The organism is Streptomyces sp. NPDC005774 (genome assembly GCF_042871645.1).
GTDB lineage: Bacteria > Actinomycetota > Actinomycetes > Streptomycetales > Streptomycetaceae > Streptomyces > Streptomyces pratens.
On the sequence record NZ_JBIAIV010000019.1, the window covers coordinates 66,291 to 84,242 of the forward strand.

At 72.3% G+C, this 17,952-nt stretch carries 16 protein-coding genes and 1 riboswitch; of the genes, 11 read left to right on the top strand and 5 right to left on the bottom strand.

Going from position 1 to position 17,952, the window contains the following annotated elements; translation table 11 throughout:
• Positions 1-9: 9 nt before the first annotated feature.
• Positions 10-1,158 (top strand): glycoside hydrolase family 6 protein, encoded by a 1,149-nt coding sequence (locus ACFYQA_RS19165; protein ID WP_388919031.1) that lies wholly within the window; start codon positions 10-12, stop codon positions 1,156-1,158.
• Here the strand turns inward: ACFYQA_RS19165 and ACFYQA_RS19170 are convergent.
• A complete protein-coding gene (locus tag ACFYQA_RS19170) occupies positions 1,140-2,594 on the bottom strand; it encodes a uracil-xanthine permease family protein (RefSeq protein WP_388918878.1) in 1,455 nt (484 codons plus the stop codon). The two genes, ACFYQA_RS19165 and ACFYQA_RS19170, sit on opposite strands and share 19 nt — an antisense overlap.
• Before the next feature lie 158 nt (positions 2,595-2,752).
• Positions 2,753-3,958 (bottom strand): MFS transporter, encoded by a 1,206-nt coding sequence (locus ACFYQA_RS19175; RefSeq protein ID WP_388918881.1) that lies wholly within the window; start codon positions 3,956-3,958, stop codon positions 2,753-2,755.
• A gap of 242 nt (positions 3,959-4,200) precedes the next feature.
• On the opposite strand from ACFYQA_RS19175, the gene ACFYQA_RS19180 reads away from it, so the two are divergent.
• On the top strand, positions 4,201-5,409 hold the full coding sequence (locus tag ACFYQA_RS19180) for an ROK family transcriptional regulator (protein WP_388918884.1): 1,209 nt from the start codon (positions 4,201-4,203) through the stop codon (positions 5,407-5,409).
• Positions 5,410-5,488: 79 nt separating this feature from the next.
• Here the strand turns inward: ACFYQA_RS19180 and ACFYQA_RS19185 are convergent, their stop codons facing one another.
• Positions 5,489-6,247: an SDR family oxidoreductase gene (locus ACFYQA_RS19185; protein WP_388918887.1), complete on the bottom strand. Its 759-nt coding sequence runs from the start codon at positions 6,245-6,247 to the stop codon at positions 5,489-5,491.
• Positions 6,248-6,692: 445 nt separating this feature from the next.
• Positions 6,693-6,823, top strand: a riboswitch (FMN riboswitch).
• A gap of 144 nt (positions 6,824-6,967) precedes the next feature.
• Here ACFYQA_RS19185 and ACFYQA_RS19190 point away from each other — a divergent pair.
• From ACFYQA_RS19190 to ACFYQA_RS19230, 9 genes are all read left to right on the top strand, one after another.
• Positions 6,968-7,582: a riboflavin synthase gene (locus ACFYQA_RS19190; RefSeq protein WP_388918890.1), complete on the top strand. Its 615-nt coding sequence runs from the start codon at positions 6,968-6,970 to the stop codon at positions 7,580-7,582.
• On the top strand, positions 7,579-8,223 hold the full coding sequence (locus ACFYQA_RS19195; protein WP_388918893.1) for a nicotinamide riboside transporter PnuC: 645 nt from the start codon (positions 7,579-7,581) through the stop codon (positions 8,221-8,223). Before ACFYQA_RS19190 ends, ACFYQA_RS19195 begins: the two co-directional genes overlap by 4 nt.
• Positions 8,220-9,509: a bifunctional 3,4-dihydroxy-2-butanone-4-phosphate synthase/GTP cyclohydrolase II gene (locus ACFYQA_RS19200; RefSeq protein ID WP_388918896.1), complete on the top strand. Its 1,290-nt coding sequence runs from the start codon at positions 8,220-8,222 to the stop codon at positions 9,507-9,509. Before ACFYQA_RS19195 ends, ACFYQA_RS19200 begins: the two co-directional genes overlap by 4 nt.
• A gap of 88 nt (positions 9,510-9,597) precedes the next feature.
• Positions 9,598-10,083, top strand: coding sequence for a 6,7-dimethyl-8-ribityllumazine synthase (gene ribH / locus ACFYQA_RS19205; protein ID WP_381213377.1), 486 nt, complete (start codon positions 9,598-9,600; stop codon positions 10,081-10,083).
• A 34-nt stretch (positions 10,084-10,117) separates the two neighbouring features.
• Positions 10,118-10,390, top strand: coding sequence for a phosphoribosyl-ATP diphosphatase (locus ACFYQA_RS19210; RefSeq protein ID WP_388918899.1), 273 nt, complete (start codon positions 10,118-10,120; stop codon positions 10,388-10,390).
• A 55-nt stretch (positions 10,391-10,445) separates the two neighbouring features.
• A complete protein-coding gene (gene hisG, locus ACFYQA_RS19215) occupies positions 10,446-11,309 on the top strand; it encodes an ATP phosphoribosyltransferase (protein ID WP_386398881.1) in 864 nt (287 codons plus the stop codon).
• A gap of 25 nt (positions 11,310-11,334) precedes the next feature.
• On the top strand, positions 11,335-11,844 hold the full coding sequence (locus ACFYQA_RS19220; RefSeq protein WP_388918903.1) for a PH domain-containing protein: 510 nt from the start codon (positions 11,335-11,337) through the stop codon (positions 11,842-11,844).
• 280 nt (positions 11,845-12,124) lie between these two features.
• Positions 12,125-13,468, top strand: a complete 1,344-nt coding sequence (locus tag ACFYQA_RS19225; protein ID WP_388918906.1) for a hemolysin family protein — start codon at positions 12,125-12,127, stop codon at positions 13,466-13,468.
• A complete protein-coding gene (locus tag ACFYQA_RS19230; protein WP_388918909.1) occupies positions 13,465-14,661 on the top strand; it encodes a hemolysin family protein in 1,197 nt (398 codons plus the stop codon). Before ACFYQA_RS19225 ends, ACFYQA_RS19230 begins: the two co-directional genes overlap by 4 nt.
• 85 nt (positions 14,662-14,746) lie before the next feature.
• On the opposite strand, the gene ACFYQA_RS19235 is transcribed toward ACFYQA_RS19230, so the two are convergent.
• Together ACFYQA_RS19235 and ACFYQA_RS19240 are read right to left on the bottom strand one after the other, a co-directional pair.
• Positions 14,747-16,609, bottom strand: a complete 1,863-nt coding sequence (locus ACFYQA_RS19235) for an AAA family ATPase (protein WP_388918912.1) — start codon at positions 16,607-16,609, stop codon at positions 14,747-14,749.
• A gap of 428 nt (positions 16,610-17,037) precedes the next feature.
• The gene (locus tag ACFYQA_RS19240; RefSeq protein ID WP_388918915.1) at positions 17,038-17,658 is read right to left on the bottom strand and encodes a hypothetical protein; all 621 of its coding nucleotides are present in this window, start codon (positions 17,656-17,658) and stop codon (positions 17,038-17,040) included.
• Positions 17,659-17,952 lie beyond the last annotated feature (294 nt).

A 17,952-nucleotide genomic window follows, 5' to 3' on the forward strand; every position in this document is an offset into this window, starting at 1 on the left:
CGCGGCACCATGGTCGCGGCCGCCTCCGTCGTGGTGGCCGTCGGCACCGCCACCGGGATGCTCTCCGCCCTCGGCGGGGACCGCGGCTCGGACGAGGCACGGCCGCCCGGGGTGACCGCGTCGCCCCGGCTGGAACCACTGCCCGCCGTGCCGTCCCCGTCGCCCGCCGAACCCTCCCCGTCCGCTTCTCCGGAGCCCGGTCCTGAGAAGGCCGGGAAGGAGGGGGAGCGGGGGAAGGCGAGTGCCACGGCGTCCGCGTCCGGGAGCGCGCCGGAGCAGCGGTCCGGCGCGGCGTCCACCCGGCTCTACCGCCACCCCGAGTCCCAGGTCCTGGACTGGGTGCGGGCCAACCCCGGCGATCCGCGCCGGGCGGTCATAGAGTCCCGCATCGGCGACCGGCCCGCGGCGGTGTGGTTCGCGGACTACTCACCGGACACCCTGACCGCGCGGGTCCGCGCGGTCACCTCGGGTGGCGCCGCGCGGGGGCAGGTGCCCGTCGTCGTGCCGTACGCGATACCCGGCCGTGACTGCGGCGGGCACTCCCAGGGAGGAGCGCCCGACCTGGACGCCTACGACGGCTGGATCGACCGGTTCGCCGCCGGGCTGGGGTCCGGCGAGGTCGTCGTGATCCTGGAGCCGGACTCCCTCGCCCAGGTCGAATGCCTCTCCGCGGGCGAGCGCACCGCCCGCTTCGCCTCGCTGGCCCGCGCCGGACGGGTGCTCAAGGAGGCCAACCCCCGGGCACGGGTCTACTACGACGCCGGGCACTCCGGGTGGAACGCGCCCGTGAAACAGGCCGGCTGGCTGCGGCAGGCCGGGGCCGCGTCGGCGGCCTCCTCCGACGGCGTCTTCAGCAACGTCTCCAACTTCCACGCCACCGCCGGCGAGATCGCCTACGACCGGCGGGTGCTCGACGCCCTCGGCGGCCCGCCGGGCCTCGGCGCGGTGATCGACACCAGCCGCAACGGCAACGGCGCTCCGGCCGACGGCGAGTGGTGCGACCCCGCGGGCCGCACACTCGGCCGGGCCCCGACACTCAGCACCGGCGAGGCGGGGATCGACGCCTACCTGTGGGTCAAGCTGCCGGGGGAGTCGGACGGCTGCAAGGGGGCGCCGGGCACCTTCACCCCGTCGTACGCCTACGACTTGGCGCGCTGACCGCCTTCGCCGTCCGCCTCGCCGTCGCCCTTCCCGCCGCTCGTGCCGGCCTCGGCGTCGTTGCCGCTCGTGTCGTAGGACGAGGTGCCCTCGTCCAGCAGCGGCTCCTGCGTCTTGAGGTGGGCGGGCGCGAAGGCGCGCAGCGCGTGGTAGCCCGTGATGACGACGAGCGTGCCGAGCGCGATGCCGCTGAGCGAGAAGGTGTCGGTGAACTCCAGCGTGACGTTGCCGACGCCGATGATGATGCCGGCGGCGGCCGGCACCAGGTTCAGCGGATTGCGCAGGTCCACCTTGGCGTTGGTCCAGATCTGGGCGCCGAGCAGGCCGATCATGCCGTACAGGATGACGGTGATGCCGCCGAGCACACCTCCGGGGACGGCCGCCACGACCGCGCCGAACTTCGGGCAGAGGCCGAACAGCAGGGCGAAACCCGCGGCCGCCCAGTACGCGGCGGTCGAATAGACGCGGGTCGCCGCCATCACGCCGATGTTCTCGGAGTACGTGGTGTTGGGCGGGCCGCCCACGGCGGTGGACAGCATGGAGCCGACGCCGTCGGCGGAGATGGCCGTGCCCAGCTTGTCGTCGAGGTTGTCGCCGGTCATCTCGCCGACGGCCTTGACGTGCCCGGCGTTCTCGGCGATCAGCGCGATGACGACCGGCAGGGCGACCAGGATCGCCGACCACTCGAACGACGGGCCGTGCAGGGTCGGCAGACCGATCCAGTCGGCCTGGCCGACGCCCGACAGGTCCAGGCGCCAGTGATCGGTGACCTCACCGCTCGCGTCCGCGGAGTGGATCTGCCCGAAGACCCGGTCGAGGCCCCAGGACAGGACGTACCCGAAGACCAGCCCGAGGAAGATCGCGATGCGGGACCAGAAACCGCGCAGACACACCACCGCCAGACCGGTGAACAGCATCACGAACAGGGCGGTCCACTGGTCCTGCGGCCAGTAGGTGGCGGCCGTGACCGGCGCCAGGTTGAAGCCGATCAGCATCACCACCGCACCGGTGACGATCGGCGGCATCGCGGCGTGGATGATCCGCGCTCCGAAGTGCCGTACCGCGAGCCCCACCAGGAACAGCGCGGCCCCGACCACGAACACCGCGCCGGTGACGGTGGCGCTGGACCCGCCCTGGGCCCGGATGACCGCGGCGACGCCGACGAAGGAGAGCGAGCAGCCCAGATAACTGGGCACCCGGCCGCGCGTGGCCAGCAGGAACACGATGGTCGCGACGCCCGACATCATGATCGCGAGATTGGGGTCCAGACCCATGAGGACCGGTGCGACGAACGACGCCCCGAACATCGCGACGACGTGCTGGGCCCCCAACCCCGCGGTGCGGGGCCACGAGAGCCGTTCGTCGGGACGGACCACCGCACCGGGGGCCGGTGTGCGTCCGTCGCCGTGCAGTGTCCAGCGGACGCCGAGATCCATGAGCTGTCGCTTTCGTCGTTCGTGCAGCGTGTCCGGACCATTGTGAGGGCTGATCGGGCATGCTCCGGTCACGCGGGAGGGCGGGGCCGGGCCCGCCCGCACCCGAGCGTGATCCGCGGCCCCGGGGAGGGAGTCCGGCGAGACGGTCCGCGGGGCTTTCAGGTCCGTGGGCCGGGAACGGCCGCGTCCGGCCGGATGATCTTCACCCGGTCCCCGCCGCGCAGCACGCCCGCGAAGCCGGCCAGGCCGCACGACAACACCGTGACCAGGACGAACGACACCATCAGACTGGTCGCCTGGGCCAGCAGCCCGATCGCGCTCGGAGCGATCAGCCCCGAGGTGTACGTGATGGTCGCGACGCCCGCGATGGCGAGGCTCGGGTTGCTGCCGCTGCGGCCGGCCGCGGCGAAGCACAGCGGCACCACCACCGCGATGCCGAGACCCATCAGCGCGAAGCCTGCCATCGCCGCCGCGGGGTGCTGCGCGAGGACGATCAGCAGTCCACCGCCGACGGCGACGACACCGCTCGCGCGGACCGTGCGCACCGCACCGTAGCGGTCCACCACCCGGTCCCCGGCGATCCGGGCGACCGCCATGGTGAGCGTGAACCCGGTGGTGCAGGCCGCCGCGAGACCGGCCGAGGCTTCCAGCCGGTCGCGCAGATAGACCGCCGACCAGTCGAGGCTCGCGCCCTCCGCGAAGACGGCGCAGAAGCCGATCGCGCCGATCAGCAGTGCGGAGCGGGGCGGCAGCGCGAACCTCGGCGGCGGCTCCTCGTCCGGGGCGGACCGCAGATCGAGGACGTGGCCGGCCGCGAGGACGCCCGCCACGGTCAGGACACCGGCCGCGAGCGTGTGGTGCAGCCGGGCGTCCGCACCGAGGTGCGCGGCGAGCGTGCCGGCCGCCGAACCGATCAGGGCGCCGACGCTCCACATGCCGTGCAGCCCGGACATGATCGACCGGTCGAGCCGGTTCTCCACCTCCACGCCCAGGGCGTTCATCGCCACGTCGGACATGCCGGCCGTGGCGCCGTAGACGAACAGGGCCAGGCAGAGGGTGAGCAGGTTCGGGGCGACGGACGGCAGGACCAGCGCGAGCGTCCACAGAGCGATCAGCCCGCGCAGTGCGGCCCGGGCGCCGAAGCGGTGGCTGACCCGCCCCGCCAGCGGCATCGCGAGGGACGCGCCGAGCGCGGGGAAGGCGAGCGCGAGCCCCAACTGCCCGGGGCTCACGCCGGCATGGTCCTGGATCCACGGCACACGGGTGGCGAACGAGCCCGTGACGGCGCCGTGCACGGCGAACACCGCCCCCACGGCGTACCGCGCCCGCCGCACCTCGTGCTGCCCGTACACCTCTGCACTCATGGTCCCGCCCCTCCCGGTCGCCCAAGGCATCCCTGACGCGCGGGGTAAACTATCAGGGACCCTGCCTGAAAGATAAGGGGATTTTCGTCAGTCCGGCCCGGCATGGCACGGCACAGTCCGGTCCGGCGCCCCTCGCTCCGGCCTGCTCGCCCCGCCGGCCTGCTCGCCCGGCCGGTCCGGTCCGGCCGCCGTCATCGCCGCCGCCCGCCGACGGCGGACCGCCGATCTGGAAGGATCACGCCATGGCCGCATCCCCGAGCACCGCCCGAGCCATCAATGACCGGCTCGCCCTGCGGCTGCTCCAGCAGGAAGGACCGTTGACGGCCGGGCAGTTGAAGCAGCTGACCGGGCTGTCCCGGCCGACCGTCGCCGACCTCGCCGAGCGGCTGACCGCGGCCGGGCTGATCACCGTGGTCGGAGAGGCCGGGGAACAACGGCGCGGGCCGAACGCGAAGGTCTACGGGATCGTCGCCGACCGGGCGCACCTGGCCGCACTCGACGTGCGGACCGAGGGCGTCGCGGTGGTCGTGTCCGACCTCGTCGGCACGGTCCTGGCCGAGGCCTCCGCACCGATCGCGCCGGCCGCCGGGACGGGCCCGGCCGTGGAGCGGGCGGTGACCCTGGTCGAGCGGACCTTGAAGGATGCGGGAGCCGACCGGTTGCACACCGTCGGCGTCGGCGCCCCGGGGCTGATCGATCCCGCGAGCGGCGACCTGCGCGACTCCACGGGGCTGCCGGAATGGCACCGCCGGCTGGTCGCCGCGCTTCAGGACCGGCTGCCCGAGGCGCGGGTCAGCCTCGAGAACGAGACCAACCTCGCCGCCCTGGCCGAGCAGCGCGACGGGGCCGCCCGCGACCGCGACACCTTCGTCCTGCTGTGGCTCGGCCACGGCACCGGCGCGGCCGTGATCCTGGACGGCGCCCTGCGCCGGGGCGCCTCCGGCGGCACGGGTGAGATCGGCTTCCTGCCGGTCCCGGGCACGCCCGGCCTGCCGTCGGCCACGGACTGCGGCGGCGGCTTCCACTCCCTCGCGTCGGCGGCGGCGGTCGCGGAACTGGCGGGGGAGTACGGGGTCGTGGCCGAGCCGGGAGGGGAACCGGCGGCGGCGGGAGCGGTACGGGCGGCCGCCGCACGGGCGGGGAAGGAGCCGGGCTCCGCGGACGCGCGCTTCCTCGACGCCCTCGCCGACCGTGTCGCCGTGGGGGTCGCGTCGGTGGCCGCGCTGCTGGATCCCGGGTGCGTGGTGCTCGGCGGGGAGATCGGACAGGCGGGCGGCGAGGAACTCGCCGCCCGCGTGCGGGACCGGACGGCCCGGATGTCACCGCTGCCCACCGAGGTGCGGGCGAGTGTCCTGGGCGGCGAAGCGGTGCTGCGAGGCGCCCTCCTGACGGCCCGCGACCACGCCCAGGACGAACTCTTCGGCCCCACCGTGCGGGGCCACGCCCCCTGAGACGCGCTCCCCCGGCACCGGGTGCGCGCCTCTGCGTCCGCGGCGGCTCAATCACCCGGGGCGCCCGCCCGGTACGCGCTCACTTGCCCGCGCGTACGTGCTCCGCCCGCGCCGCCAGGAACTCCTCGAAGGTGCCCTTGCCCACCGCGTGCTCCGGGGCGAGATGGCCGCCGGCGCGGAAGGCGCGGTACGCCGCGCCCCGGAGGGGCACCTTGAGCACCGCGCGGCGGCGGCCCGTGGCCTCCAGGTAGGAACGCGCCAGGGACTCCAGCGTGCGCACCTCCGGCCCGCCCATGTCCGCGACGCGCCCCGCGGGTCCGCCCCGGGCCAGCTCCGCCAGACGGTCCGCGACCTCGGTCACCGCGATCGGCTGGTCCTTCACACGGGCCGGCAGCAGCATCACCGGAGACTTGCCCAGTCCCTGGAGGAGGGTGAGCACCAGGTCGTGGAACTGGGTCGTACGGAGCACGGTCCAGCCGAGCCCCGACTCCTCGATCAGCCGCTCCACCGCGAACTTGGTCCTGTAGTAGCCGAACGGCACCTGGTCGACACCGACGATCGAGATGTAGACGACGTGTCCCACCCCGGCCCGCCGCGCCGCCGCCACGAGGTTCTTCGCCGCCTCCTCGTCGCCGCCGCGCGGCGTGCTCGCACAGTGGACGATCGTGTCCACCCCCGTGACGGCCGTGTCCAGCGCACCGCCGCCCCGGCGCAGGTCGACGGCGTACGGCCGGGAGTGCCGGCTGAGCACCCGCACCTCCTGCGAGCCCGTCCGCAACCGCTCGCTGACGTGCCGGCCGAGGGTTCCCGTACCGCCGGTCACCAGGGTCGTGGTCATGCCGTTCAGCTCCTGTCGTCGGACGAAGGCGCTCCCGCCGGCGCACCTTCGTCAAGTTCATCAGGAGGGAGACGGAACCGCCGCCGGGAATGTGACACGGGACCGGCGGGCACGGTGACGAGGCCCCGCGGGCACAGTGGTGAGGCCCGGCGGCGGGCAAGGGCCGTCGTCACCGCCGCCGGGCCGGTCTCTGGAAGGGACTGCAGCAGACGGTAAGAGGACTAGACCATTGCGTCAATAGGTATGGACCAACTGCGGGGGTGTTCCGGCGTACTCCGGCGACGTCCAAAGGTGCGAAAGGGAGCGGCGGTCGGGCGGGCGTGAGCCGTCCGCCGGGAGCCCGCCCGGCGGTGACGGCGTGCGGTGTCACCTCCTGTGAGGCAGCCCACACCCGGTGCCCGCGTGGACGGTGGACGGGCATGGCACACTGGCCCTGTACCAGCAGCAGCGCACTCCGGGGTCGGTGAAAGTCCGAACCGGCGGTTACAGTCCGCGACCCGGCCGCTTCCAGTGGCCGGTTGACCAGGTGAAATTCCTGGACCGACGGTTAAAGTCCGGATGGGAGGCAGTGCGCGGCGGGCGGGCATCCATGCGCGCCGCCGTACCGGTCCGTCCTCGTGGCGGGCCCCGTCCGGCGTCGCTCCCGGTGTCTTCGTCCGTACTTCTGCCGTCATCGGCAGCCCCGGAGTCCGTGCCCGAAGAGGCAGGAGGACCCGGGAAGTGTTCACCGGAATCGTCGAAGAACTGGGCGAGATCACCGCCGTCGAGACGCTTGACGACGCCTGTCGTTTCCGGCTGCGCGGCCCCGCCGTCACCGAGGGCGCGAAGCACGGCGACTCGATCGCCGTCAACGGTGTCTGCCTCACCGTCGTGGACCACGAGGGTGACGAATTCACCGCGGACGTGATGGCCGAGACCCTGAACCGCTCCAGCCTCGGCGCCCTCGCCGTCGGCTCCCGCGTCAACCTCGAACGCCCCATGGCCCTGGGCGCCCGCCTCGGTGGCCACATCGTGCAGGGGCACGTCGACGGCACCGGCCGGATCCTCGGGCGCGAGCCGTCCGAGAACTGGGAGATCGTCAGGATCTCGCTCCCCGCCGAACTCTCCCGCTACGTCGTGGAGAAGGGCTCCATCACGGTCGACGGCATCAGCCTCACCGTCGTCGACGCCGGGCAGGACTTCTTCACCGTCAGTCTGATCCCCACCACCCTCGCCCTGACCACCCTCGGGCTCAAGCAGAGCGGCGACCCGGTCAACCTCGAGGTGGACGTCATCGCCAAATACGTCGAGCGGCTGATCGGCGACCGTGCGACCGGCGAGGGGGTCACCAAGTGAACTGGTTGAACTCCGAGGCGTTCACCCTCTTCGGCCAGCACATCAAGTGGTCGGACATGATCGGCAACGTGATCGGTCTGGCCGCCCTGGCCCTCGGCTGGCGGCGCTCCATCTGGACCTGGCCCGCCCAGTTCCTCTCGGGCGTCATCCTCTTCACGGCCTTCGCCACCGCCCACCTCTCCGGCAGCGCGGGCAAGCAGATCGTCGTGATGCTCGTCGCCGTGTGGGGTTTCCGGCAGTGGAACCGCGGCCGGCAGCAGGCGCAGGACGGTTCCCTCGCGGTGCGGTTCGCCACCTGGCGCGAGCGCGGCGCGCTGATCGGCCTGGCGGCCGTCGGCACTCTCGCCGTCGGCGGCCTGTTCACCGCCTTCCCGTCCCTGTCCTGGGACCCCTGGCCGGACGCGTACATCTTCGTCGGCACCATCGTCGCCATGTACGCCCAGGCCCGCGGCATGGTCGAGTTCTGGTTCGCCTGGCTGCTGGTCGACCTCGTCGGCGTACCGCTGAACTTCGCCAACGGCTTCGCCTTCTCCGGCTTCGTCTACGTCATCTACGGCGCGCTGGTCCTGTGGGGACTGCGCGACTGGTGGCTGCGCTCCCGCGAGGACGCGCGCCCCGCCCTGGAAGGAGCGCCGGCATGAACACGGCACCGATCCTCTACAGCACCGAGGAGTCCGAGGACCTCATGCTCGACCCGGTCGAACAGGCCATCGCCGACATCGCGGCCGGCCGCCCCGTCGTGGTCGTCGACGACGAGGACCGCGAGAACGAGGGCGACCTCGTCGTCGCCGCCGAGAAGGCGACCCCCGAGATCGTCGCCTTCATGATGAGCGAATGCCGCGGACTGATCTGCGCCCCCATGGAGAGCGACGAGCTGGACCGGCTCCGCCTCCCGCAAATGGTCGAGGACAACACCGAGTCGATGAAGACGGCCTTCACCGTCTCCGTCGACGCATCCGCCGCCCACGGCGTGAGCACCGGCATCTCGGCCGCCGACCGGGCCACCACGCTCCAGCTCCTCGCGAGCGGCACCGCCGAGCCCACCGACCTCGTCCGCCCCGGCCACGTCTTCCCGCTGCGCGCCCGCTCCGGTGGCGTACTCGAACGCAACGGCCACACAGAGGCCGCCGTCGACCTCGCCCGCCTCGCAGGACTGCGCCCGGCCGGAGCCATCGTCGAGATCGCCGGCGAGGACGGCCGGATGCTGCGCCTGCCCGAACTGATTCCGTTCGCCCGCAAGCACGGCCTGACGATCATCTCCATCGAAGCCCTGATCGCCCACCGCCGCAGCTCCGAGCCCGCCGTCCGCCGCGAGGCCGAGGTCCGGCTGCCCACCTCCCACGGCGTGTTCACCGCCTACGGCTACCGCTCCACCATCGACGGCGTCGAACACGTGGCCCTCGTCCACGGCGACATCGGCGACGGCCGGGACGTCCTCGTGCGCGTCCACTCCGAATGCCTCACCGGCGACATCTTCGGCTCCCAGCGCTGCGACTGCGGCCCCCAGCTGGACGCCTCCCTGGACCGCATCCAGGCTGAGGGGCGGGGCGTCGTCGTCTACCTGCGCGGACACGAGGGGCGCGGCATCGGCCTGATGTCCAAGCTGCGCGCCTACGAACTCCAGGAACGCGGACGCGACACCCTCGACGCCAACCTCGAACTCGGCCTGCCCGCCGACGCCCGCGACTACGCCGCCGGCGCGCGGATACTCGCCGACCTCGGGGTGCGCGGAGTCCGCCTGCTGACCAACAACCCCGACAAGTCCCAGGCACTCGTCCGGCACGGCATCGAGGTCACCGGCCGCGAGTCGATGCCCGTCACCGCCGGCGAGCACAACATCCGCTACCTGCGCACCAAGCGCGACCGGATGGGCCACGACCTGCCCTGGCTGGACACGCCGACCGTGCCCACCTGCGGCAACCAGTGACAGCGCCCGCCAGGGACAACCACCCACCACGGCAACCGGCAGGAGAGCCTGCCCCCGGCGGCCGGCAAGAGAATCACCGAGGAGAGACGTGAGCGGCAAGGGTGCACCGGAACTGTCCGTACGCAACGTGGGGGACCTCCGCGTCGCCGTCGTCGCGGCACAGTGGCACGAGAAGGTGATGGACGGACTGGTCGACGGCGCCCTGCGCGCCCTGCACGACCTCGGCATCGACGAGCCGACCCTGCTGCGGGTCCCCGGCAGCTGGGAACTCCCGGTCGTGGCCAAGGTCCTCGCCGGACGCGGCTACGACGCGGTCGTCGCCCTCGGCGTCGTCATCCGGGGCGGCACACCCCACTTCGAGTACGTGTGCCAGGGCGTCACCCAGGGACTCACCCAGGTCAGCACCGACACCGGCGTGCCCGTCGGCTTCGGACTGCTCACCTGCGACACCGAGGAACAGGCGCTGGACCGCGCCGGACTGCCCGGCTCCACCGAGGACAAGGGGCACGAGGCGGTCACGGCGGCGGTGGCGACCGCGGCCACCCTGCGTTCGGTATCCGAACCATGGCGGTGAGCAGCCCCCGACACCGCGTAGGGTAAGGACCACCATGTCCAAGAAGACGTTCGAGGAGCTCTTCACCGAGCTCCAGTACAAGGCCGCACACGGCGACCCCGCCACCTCCCGCACCGCCGAACTGGTGGAAAAGGGCGTCCATGCCATCGGCAAGAAGGTCGTCGAAGAGGCCGCAGAGGTCTGGATGGCCGCCGAGCACGAGGGTAAAGAAGCGGCTGCCGAGGAGATCTCGCAGTTGCTCTACCACGTTCAGGTGATGATGGTCGCCCGAGGCATCTCCCTCGACGACGTCTACGCCCACCTGTGAGTGCGAGCACCCTTACCACCCCTGACAACGCCGGACCGCAAAGGAAGCCGACCTCATGCTGCGCATCGCACTCCCCAACAAGGGTTCACTGGCAGGCCCTGCGGCGGAGATGCTGCATGAGGCCGGCTACCAGCAGCGTCGGGAGTCGAAGGAACTGAGGATCGTCGACCCGGTCAACGAGGTCGAGTTCTTCTACCTCCGCCCCCGCGACATCGCCATCTACGTCTCGTCCGGCCGTCTCGACATCGGCATCACCGGCCGCGACCTCCTGATCGACTCCGGAGCCGAAGCCGAGGAGATCCTGCCCCTCGGCTTCGCCCGCTCCACCTTCCGCTTCGCCGCCAAGCCCAGCGCCGCCAAGAGCATCGCGGACCTGAACGGCAGCACGGTCGCCACCTCCTACGAGGGCATCGTCGCGCGGCACCTCGCCGAGCAGGGCATCGACGCCTCCGTGGTCCACCTCGACGGTGCCGTCGAGACCGCCATCGAACTCGGCGTCGCCGAGGTCATCGCGGACGTCGTCGAGACCGGTACCTCCCTGCGCAACGCGGGCCTGGAGGTCATCGGCGAACCGATCATGACCTCCGAGGCCGTCGTCATCCGCCGCACCGGCGCCGAGACCGGGGCCGACGACACCGCCGAGTCCAAGGTGGGCCAGTTCCTGCGGCGCCTCCAGGGCGTCCTCGTCGCCCGCACCTACGTGATGATGGACTACGACTGCCGGGTCGAGCAGTTGGAGAAGGCCGTCGCGCTGACCCCCGGCCTGGAGTCCCCGACCGTGTCCCCGCTGCACAACGAGGGCTGGGTCGCCGTCCGCGCCATGGTCCCCTCCAAGGAGGCCCAGCGGATCATGGACGACCTCTACGACCTCGGCGCCCGCGCCATCCTCACCACGGCCATCCACGCCTGCCGTCTCTGACCCGGACCGATCCCGGAGCCGCACCATGCCGGACCCCACCCCCGACACCTCCCCGGATTCCGTCCCGGGCGCCCCGTCGGACCAACTGCCCGCCCTGCCCGTCACCTTCCGACCGGGCCGCACCCGCGCGGTGCTGCTCTTCGCGGCCGTCGCGCTCTTCGCGGCCATCTCCCTGATCGCGCTGCTGCTGAGGCAGCTCAGCCCGGGCGAGCGCCTCAGCTTCGTGTTCACCGCCGGGCTCCTGGCCGGAGTCCTGGTCCTGCTGGCCCGGCCCAGGGTCGACGCCGACGAGACGGGCGTCACCGTCGTCAACATCGTGACCCGGCGCCGGCTGGAGTGGGCCCAGATCCTTCAGGTGAACCTCCGTCCGGGTGACCCCTGGGTCTTCCTCGACCTCAGTGACGGCACCAGCCTGCCGGTGCTCGGCATCCAGCCGGGCATCGCCCGGGAGCGCGCCATCGCCGACGCGCGGGCCCTGCGGGCGCTCGCCGTGGCACGGACCACGACCAACGGCCCCGGAACCTCCCAGGGCTGATCCGGGAACACGTCAGGGACACCTCGGGAACACGTCGGGGACACCTCGGGGTCGTCCACCCTGCCGCAGTCGCCCCTGTCTTGATTAATCTGTCGGACACAGGCGCGACGACCGCGCCCTCGCCCCTGCCGCCCCGCCCGGTGCCCCAGGGGCTCCAGCTATCCGAGGAGTGACCCTCTCCGGCGATGGACGGATCGTCCTGCAGTACGTGCGCCGCCCCCTGTCGACATAGCGCGAACCCGCTCCCCGAGGTCCGCGACCGTGCACAAGCGGCGGCATCATGACCACCCCCCTGCTGCTCCTCGCAGCCGCATTCCTGCTGGTTCTCGCCAACGGGTTCTTCGTGGCCGCCGAGTTCGGCCTGGTCACCGTCGAGAGGCCGGACGCCGAACAGGCTGCCGCCGGCGGAGACCGGCGGGCCCACCGGGTCGTCGAGTCACTCAAGGAGCTGTCCTTCCAGCTCTCCGGAACCCAGCTCGGTATCACCCTCACCTCCCTGGTCGTCGGCATGCTCGCCGAACCCGCGCTCGCCGAACTGCTGCACGGCCCCGTCACCGGCATCGGTGTTCCCACCGGCGCGGTCTCCACCGTCGCCGTGGTCATCGGCATGCTGCTGGCCTCCGCCGTGCAGATGGTCATCGGCGAACTCGTGCCCAAGAACTGGGCGGTGTCCCGCCCCCTGCAGGTCGCGCGGTTCGTCGCCGGCCCGCAACATGCCTTCGCCCGCATGTTCCGCCCGGTCATCGCCGGACTCAACGCCGTGGCCAACCGGCTCGTGCGCACCCTGGGCATCGAGCCCACCGCGGAACTGGCCTCCGCTCGCAGCCCCGGTGAACTCGTCTCCCTGGCCCGGCACTCCGCGCGGGCCGGCACCCTGGAACAGGACACCGCGGACCTCTTCGTACGGACCCTGTCCCTGGCCGGACTGACCGCGCAGCACGTCATGACCCCGCGCGTGAAGGTCAGCGCCCTGCAGGACTCCGCGACCGCCGAGGACGTGGTGAACCTGACCCGGGCCACCGGCCTGTCCCGCTTCCCCGTCTACCGGGAGCGGATCGACGACGTCGTCGGCATGGTCCACCTCAAGGACGCCCTCGCGGTGCCCCCGCCCGACCGGCTGCGCACCCCCGTCGGCGGCATCGCCCGCCCGGTGCTGCTCGTCCCCGAATCCCTGCCCGTACGGCCGCTGCTGGCACGGCTGCGCAGTGGGCAGCCCATCGCGGTCGTCGTCGACGAGTACGGGGGTACGGCCGGTGTCGTCACCCTGGAGGACATCGTCGAGGAGATCGTCGGCGAGGTCCTCGACGAACACGACGACCTGCTCAGCGAGGCCTCCGAGCCCGTCCCAGCCCCGCCGGAGGACGGCAGCCCCGCCTGGGACGTCGACGGCAGCGTCCGCGTCGATGTTCTGCTCCGCACCGGCCTCGGCGTGCCCGAGGGGCCCTACGAGACCGTCGCCGGTCTGGTCGCCGCGCTGCTCGGCCGGATCCCGGCCGTCGGCGACCGCGCGGAACTGCCCGGCTGGCGGCTTTCGGTGCGCCGCGTCGGACACAACCGCGCCGAGCACGTCCGTCTGGTCCGGGCGGCCGAGGCTGCCCCGCCGCTCGTGGAGGCGGCCGGATGAATCTGCTGCACCTCCTGTTCGCCGCGCTGCTCGTCCTCGCCAACGGCTTCTTCGTGGGCGCCGAGTTCGCGCTGGTCTCCGTGCGCCGCAGCCAGATCGAACCACTCGGCACCGCACGGGCCCGCCAGGTCCTCCACGGGCTCGAACATCTGCCACAGATGATGGCGGCGGCCCAGTTCGGCATCACCGTCTGCTCACTGACCCTCGGTGCGGTCGCCGAACCGACGGTCGCCCGCCTGTTGGAGCCGGTCTTCGGATGGATGCGTCTGCCGCACGGCATGGTTCATCCGCTCGGTTACGTCATCGCGCTCGCCGTCGTGGTCTTCTTCCACCTCGTCATCGGCGAGATGGTTCCGAAGAACCTCGCGATGGCGGCCCCCGAGAAGGCCGCGCTGTGGCTGAGCCCCGGACTGGTCTGGTTCGCCCGCCTGTGCAGACCCGTCACGGTCGCCCTCGGCGCCTGCGCCCGGGCTGTCCTGCGGGCCTTCCGCGTCGAACCGAAGGACGAGATCGAGGCCGTCTTCACCAGCCAGCAGCTCAACCGGCTCGTCGAGGACGCCGGCCAGGCGGGCCTCCTCGACCCCGAGGAGGCAGAACGTCTGGAGGACGCCCTGGAGCTGGGCTCTCGCCCGGTGACGGACGTACTGCTGCCCCACGAGTCACTGGTGACGGTCGGCCCCGAGGTCACCCCGGCCCGGATCGTGGAACTCACCGCCCGCACCGGGTACTCCCGGTTCCCGGTCGCCGCACCCGACGGCGCCTTCATGGGCTACCTGCACGTCAAGGACGTACTCGACCTGGAGGAGCCCGACCGGGCGGTGCCGCAGCAGCTCTGGCGGCGCATGCCGGCGCTAGGGCCCGACGTCCCGCTCGACGACGCCCTCACCGTGATGCGCCGCGCCGCCACCCACCTTGCCCAGGTGGCCGACGCGTCCGGCCGGGTACGAGGCCTGGTGGCCCTGGAGGACGTTCTGGAACTTCTGGTGGGCGAGGTCCGGGACCCGGCGCACCGCGAGAGACCGGGCACGCGGGCGAACGGTGCGACGCGGCCAGGCAGCGGATCGCGGCCGGACCCCGGAACGCGTCCCGGCACCGGATCGGCGCCGGCCGGCAGAACGCGGTCCGGCACGGGGGCGGCTGTCGGGGTGACCGAACCCGGGAGCAGTGCCCGGAAGGGAGCGCTCACCGGCTGACGTCAGGGGCGCGGTGCTCCGGGAGCAAGCGCCACAGTGCGCACCGGCGGGTGCGCCGGGCCAGGAGCCGTGGGGCCCGGCGGTGTCATGCCGCCGGAGGGTCCTGCGGCCTCCGCCCGGACAGCACCTCCCCGTACGCCTGCATCAGATCCGGCAGCCGCAGCGTCGCCAGATCCTCCCGGGTCAGCGTGCCCGGATACGCCGGATACGCCGACAGCCGCAGATCCCGGTACGCGCAGCTCTTCTCGTACAGGGTCCGCAGGAAGCGCCCGTTGCCCAGCTCGTCGATCCACCCCTGGTCCACCACGTGCCCGGCGATGGACCGCAGTTCGTCCAGCGCCTCCTCGTCCCACACGTCGCCGTTCTCGGCGGCCAGTACCTCGCCGATCGAGGTGAGTTCGAGGGGCCGGTAGGAGGGGAAATCGACGCGGGTGGTGAAACGGGAGGACAGACCGGGGTTGGCACCCAGGAGACGGTCCATGCCCTCCGGATAGCCGGCCAGTATGACCACCAGATGGTCGCGGTTGTCCTCGGCCCGCTTCAGCAGTACCTGGAGCGCCTCGTCGCCGTACGCGTCGCCCTTGCCGTAGCCGGAGTTGGAGAGCGCGTAGGCCTCGTCGACGAAGAGGACCCCGCCGAGCGCGGAGTCGATCAGTTCGTTGGCCTTCACCGCCGTCTGGCCCAGATACTCGCCGACCAGATCGGCCCGCTGGGCCTCCACGAGATGGTCGCCGCCGAGCAGCCCGAGGGCGTAGAAGACCCGGCCCAGGATGCGGGCCACCGTGGTCTTGCCGGTGCCGGACGGCCCGGAGAAGACGAAGTGCCGTTTCGGCGGCTGCACCGGCAGCCCCTGCCCGGCCCGCAGCCGTGCCATGTTCAGCTGCGCCGACAACGCTTTGACCTGGCGCTTCACCGGTTCCAGGCCGACCATGCGCTCCAGCTCAGCGAGCGCTTCCTCCAGCAGGGTGGGATCGGTGGGGCCGGTCGGCAGCGGCATCACCGGGTCGCCCGTCCTCGCACGCACCGAGGGGCCCGTGGCCGGCGGCACGGGCGGCTCCTGCTCGGACAGCATCAGATCACGGCCCTCGGTGTCGAACAGCGGGTCGAGGGTGTCCGGGCCGTCCAGCAGATCCCCGCCCGCACCGCCGAGCGTGACCGTGCCGAGGTCGGCCGGGTCGTCGTAGCCGTCCCCCTCGGCGATGGCGGCGAGCCGGGCCGACGTGTCCATGAACGCGGGGTCGACCCGGTGCACGGCCCGGTACAAGGGGAGCGCGGCGGCGCTGCGACCGGTGCCCTCGTGGGCGCGCGCCAGCCAGTAGCGCAGCTCCTTGCGCTGCGGCTGCTCGCTGCGGCAGCGCATCAGAGCCGCCGACAGCAGCGGTTCGGCCTGCCCGTACATCTCCAGACGCACCCGGGCCATCCCGCCGAACAGACCCGTCTCGATCCCGAGCAGTGGATCACCGTGCAGTGGGTCGGTGTGCCGGACCAACTGCTCCCAGTCCTTGACCAGATAGGCCCGGCAGGCGTGCAGGAAGCGGACCTGTGGGTCGGTGTCCACCGGAGGGAGCCCGGCAAGGGCGCGGTCCAGCTCGGGGACATGGCGGCCGTCCAGCCAGTGGGAGGCGTGCGCGAGCAGCAGATCGCGCGGGCTCTCCAGCACCGGCTGCACCCACCATCCGAGCCAGTACCAGGAGTTGAGGGTGCGGCGGTGCCGGGCACGTTGTTCGCCGAAGCGGTCCCGGTGCCGGAACATCCGCAGCAGCGAGACCGTCGTGTCGACGCGCAGCGCGTGCAGGCCGAGCCAGCCGTCCGCCATCCCCGGGTCGATCCGCACCGCGGCCCGAAACTCCTCCTCGGCCTGTGGATAGGCGCCCATCGTGTAGGCGTCCACACCCCGCAGCCAGGCGAGGTCGGCAGGGGCCTGCGGGCCCTGCGTGCCGAAGTCCATCACGTCCCCCACAAACCGTGCCCCGTCGGTATGCCCCACCGGCCCTCGCCCGCCGGCTGCCCTGGAGCGAACCGCTGTGCCGCGGACCGGAGTTGCACGGTGCGCGAAGCAGCGTCCGTAGGTCGCACCGAAGGCATCGTACCTGCGGCGCCGCGACCTCCGTAGGGGGCCGTACCCGCAGCGGGACGGCAGGGGAGAGGGGCGTCCGCACCGCGCTGTGACCGAGGGTGATCGTCATATGCCGCTCGGCGTTCAAAAGGGGCGGAGAAGGCAGAACGAAGCCCCCGATCACGGGGGAACAACCGGGGGCTTCGCGTCTGCGGGCGGCTCCGAATGGCCGCACATTGAGAACGTAAGACCTGTACGGCCCCCGGTCAAGCGGAGTTGGAGCACTCCGGCGACTTGCCCGGGAGCGGGTCTTCACAAGTTCAACACACTGCGGACGACTCGTCACCGTGTGTGAGGGGCGGGTTCGGATCAGCGGCCCCGGCAGGCCCGGAAAGCACCTCGTATCCTTTCCCGTGCTCCCGAACCAGCTGGTGGGCGAAGGGGCGTGACGGGTCGTCGGCGAAGTGCCGCTGCTCCGCCCCGACCCAACCGTCCCAGAAGTCCCGCTGTTCCTCCCCGTCCCGCGCCCGCCCCCGCGACCAGGATTCCTCCGGGGGCAGATCCATCCACAGCAGCAGCGCCAGATACGGTCGCAGCGCCCGCCGCCCCGCGCCGACGCCCTCGACGACGACCACCGGGGCGGGCGGCAGCGGGCGCGGCGGTCCGAAGGCGCGGGCCCGCCAGTCGTAAGGGGTGTAGGACGCCTGATCACCGCGGCCGAGTGGACCGATCACCTGGCTCAGCAGCCGCCCGGTCCAGCCGAACAGCTCCTCGTGGCTGGCGATGTCGTCGAGCCGTAGCACGGGGGCGCCGCCCAGCGCGGCGGCCAGCCGCCCGGCGAACGTGGACTTCCCGGAGCCGGCGTGTCCGTCGACACCGACCAGCCGGACCGGTCCGCAGGAGGGGGCGAGCCGGTGAATGCGGGAGACGAGATCGTGCATGACTGGTTCCAGGGTGAGGCGGGTCGGGACGGGGTGGGGAGAGACGGTGACGGAGCCCCACTCTAGGACCTGCCCGCCCTCCCGGAACGATCCGCACAGCCGGACGGGCCGACGGGCCGACGTACCCGCCGAACCGCTGAACCGCTGAACCGCCGAACCGCCGAGCTGCCGGCCGCCGCCACGCGTGCCATTGGTCGAGTCCGATGACGGTCGGCGCGGCACGGCCCGGGGTGCTGGCGGGGCCCGCCCCGGTGCGTCCATAGTGGGCGGGCGTCGTTCCACCCGGTGGATACG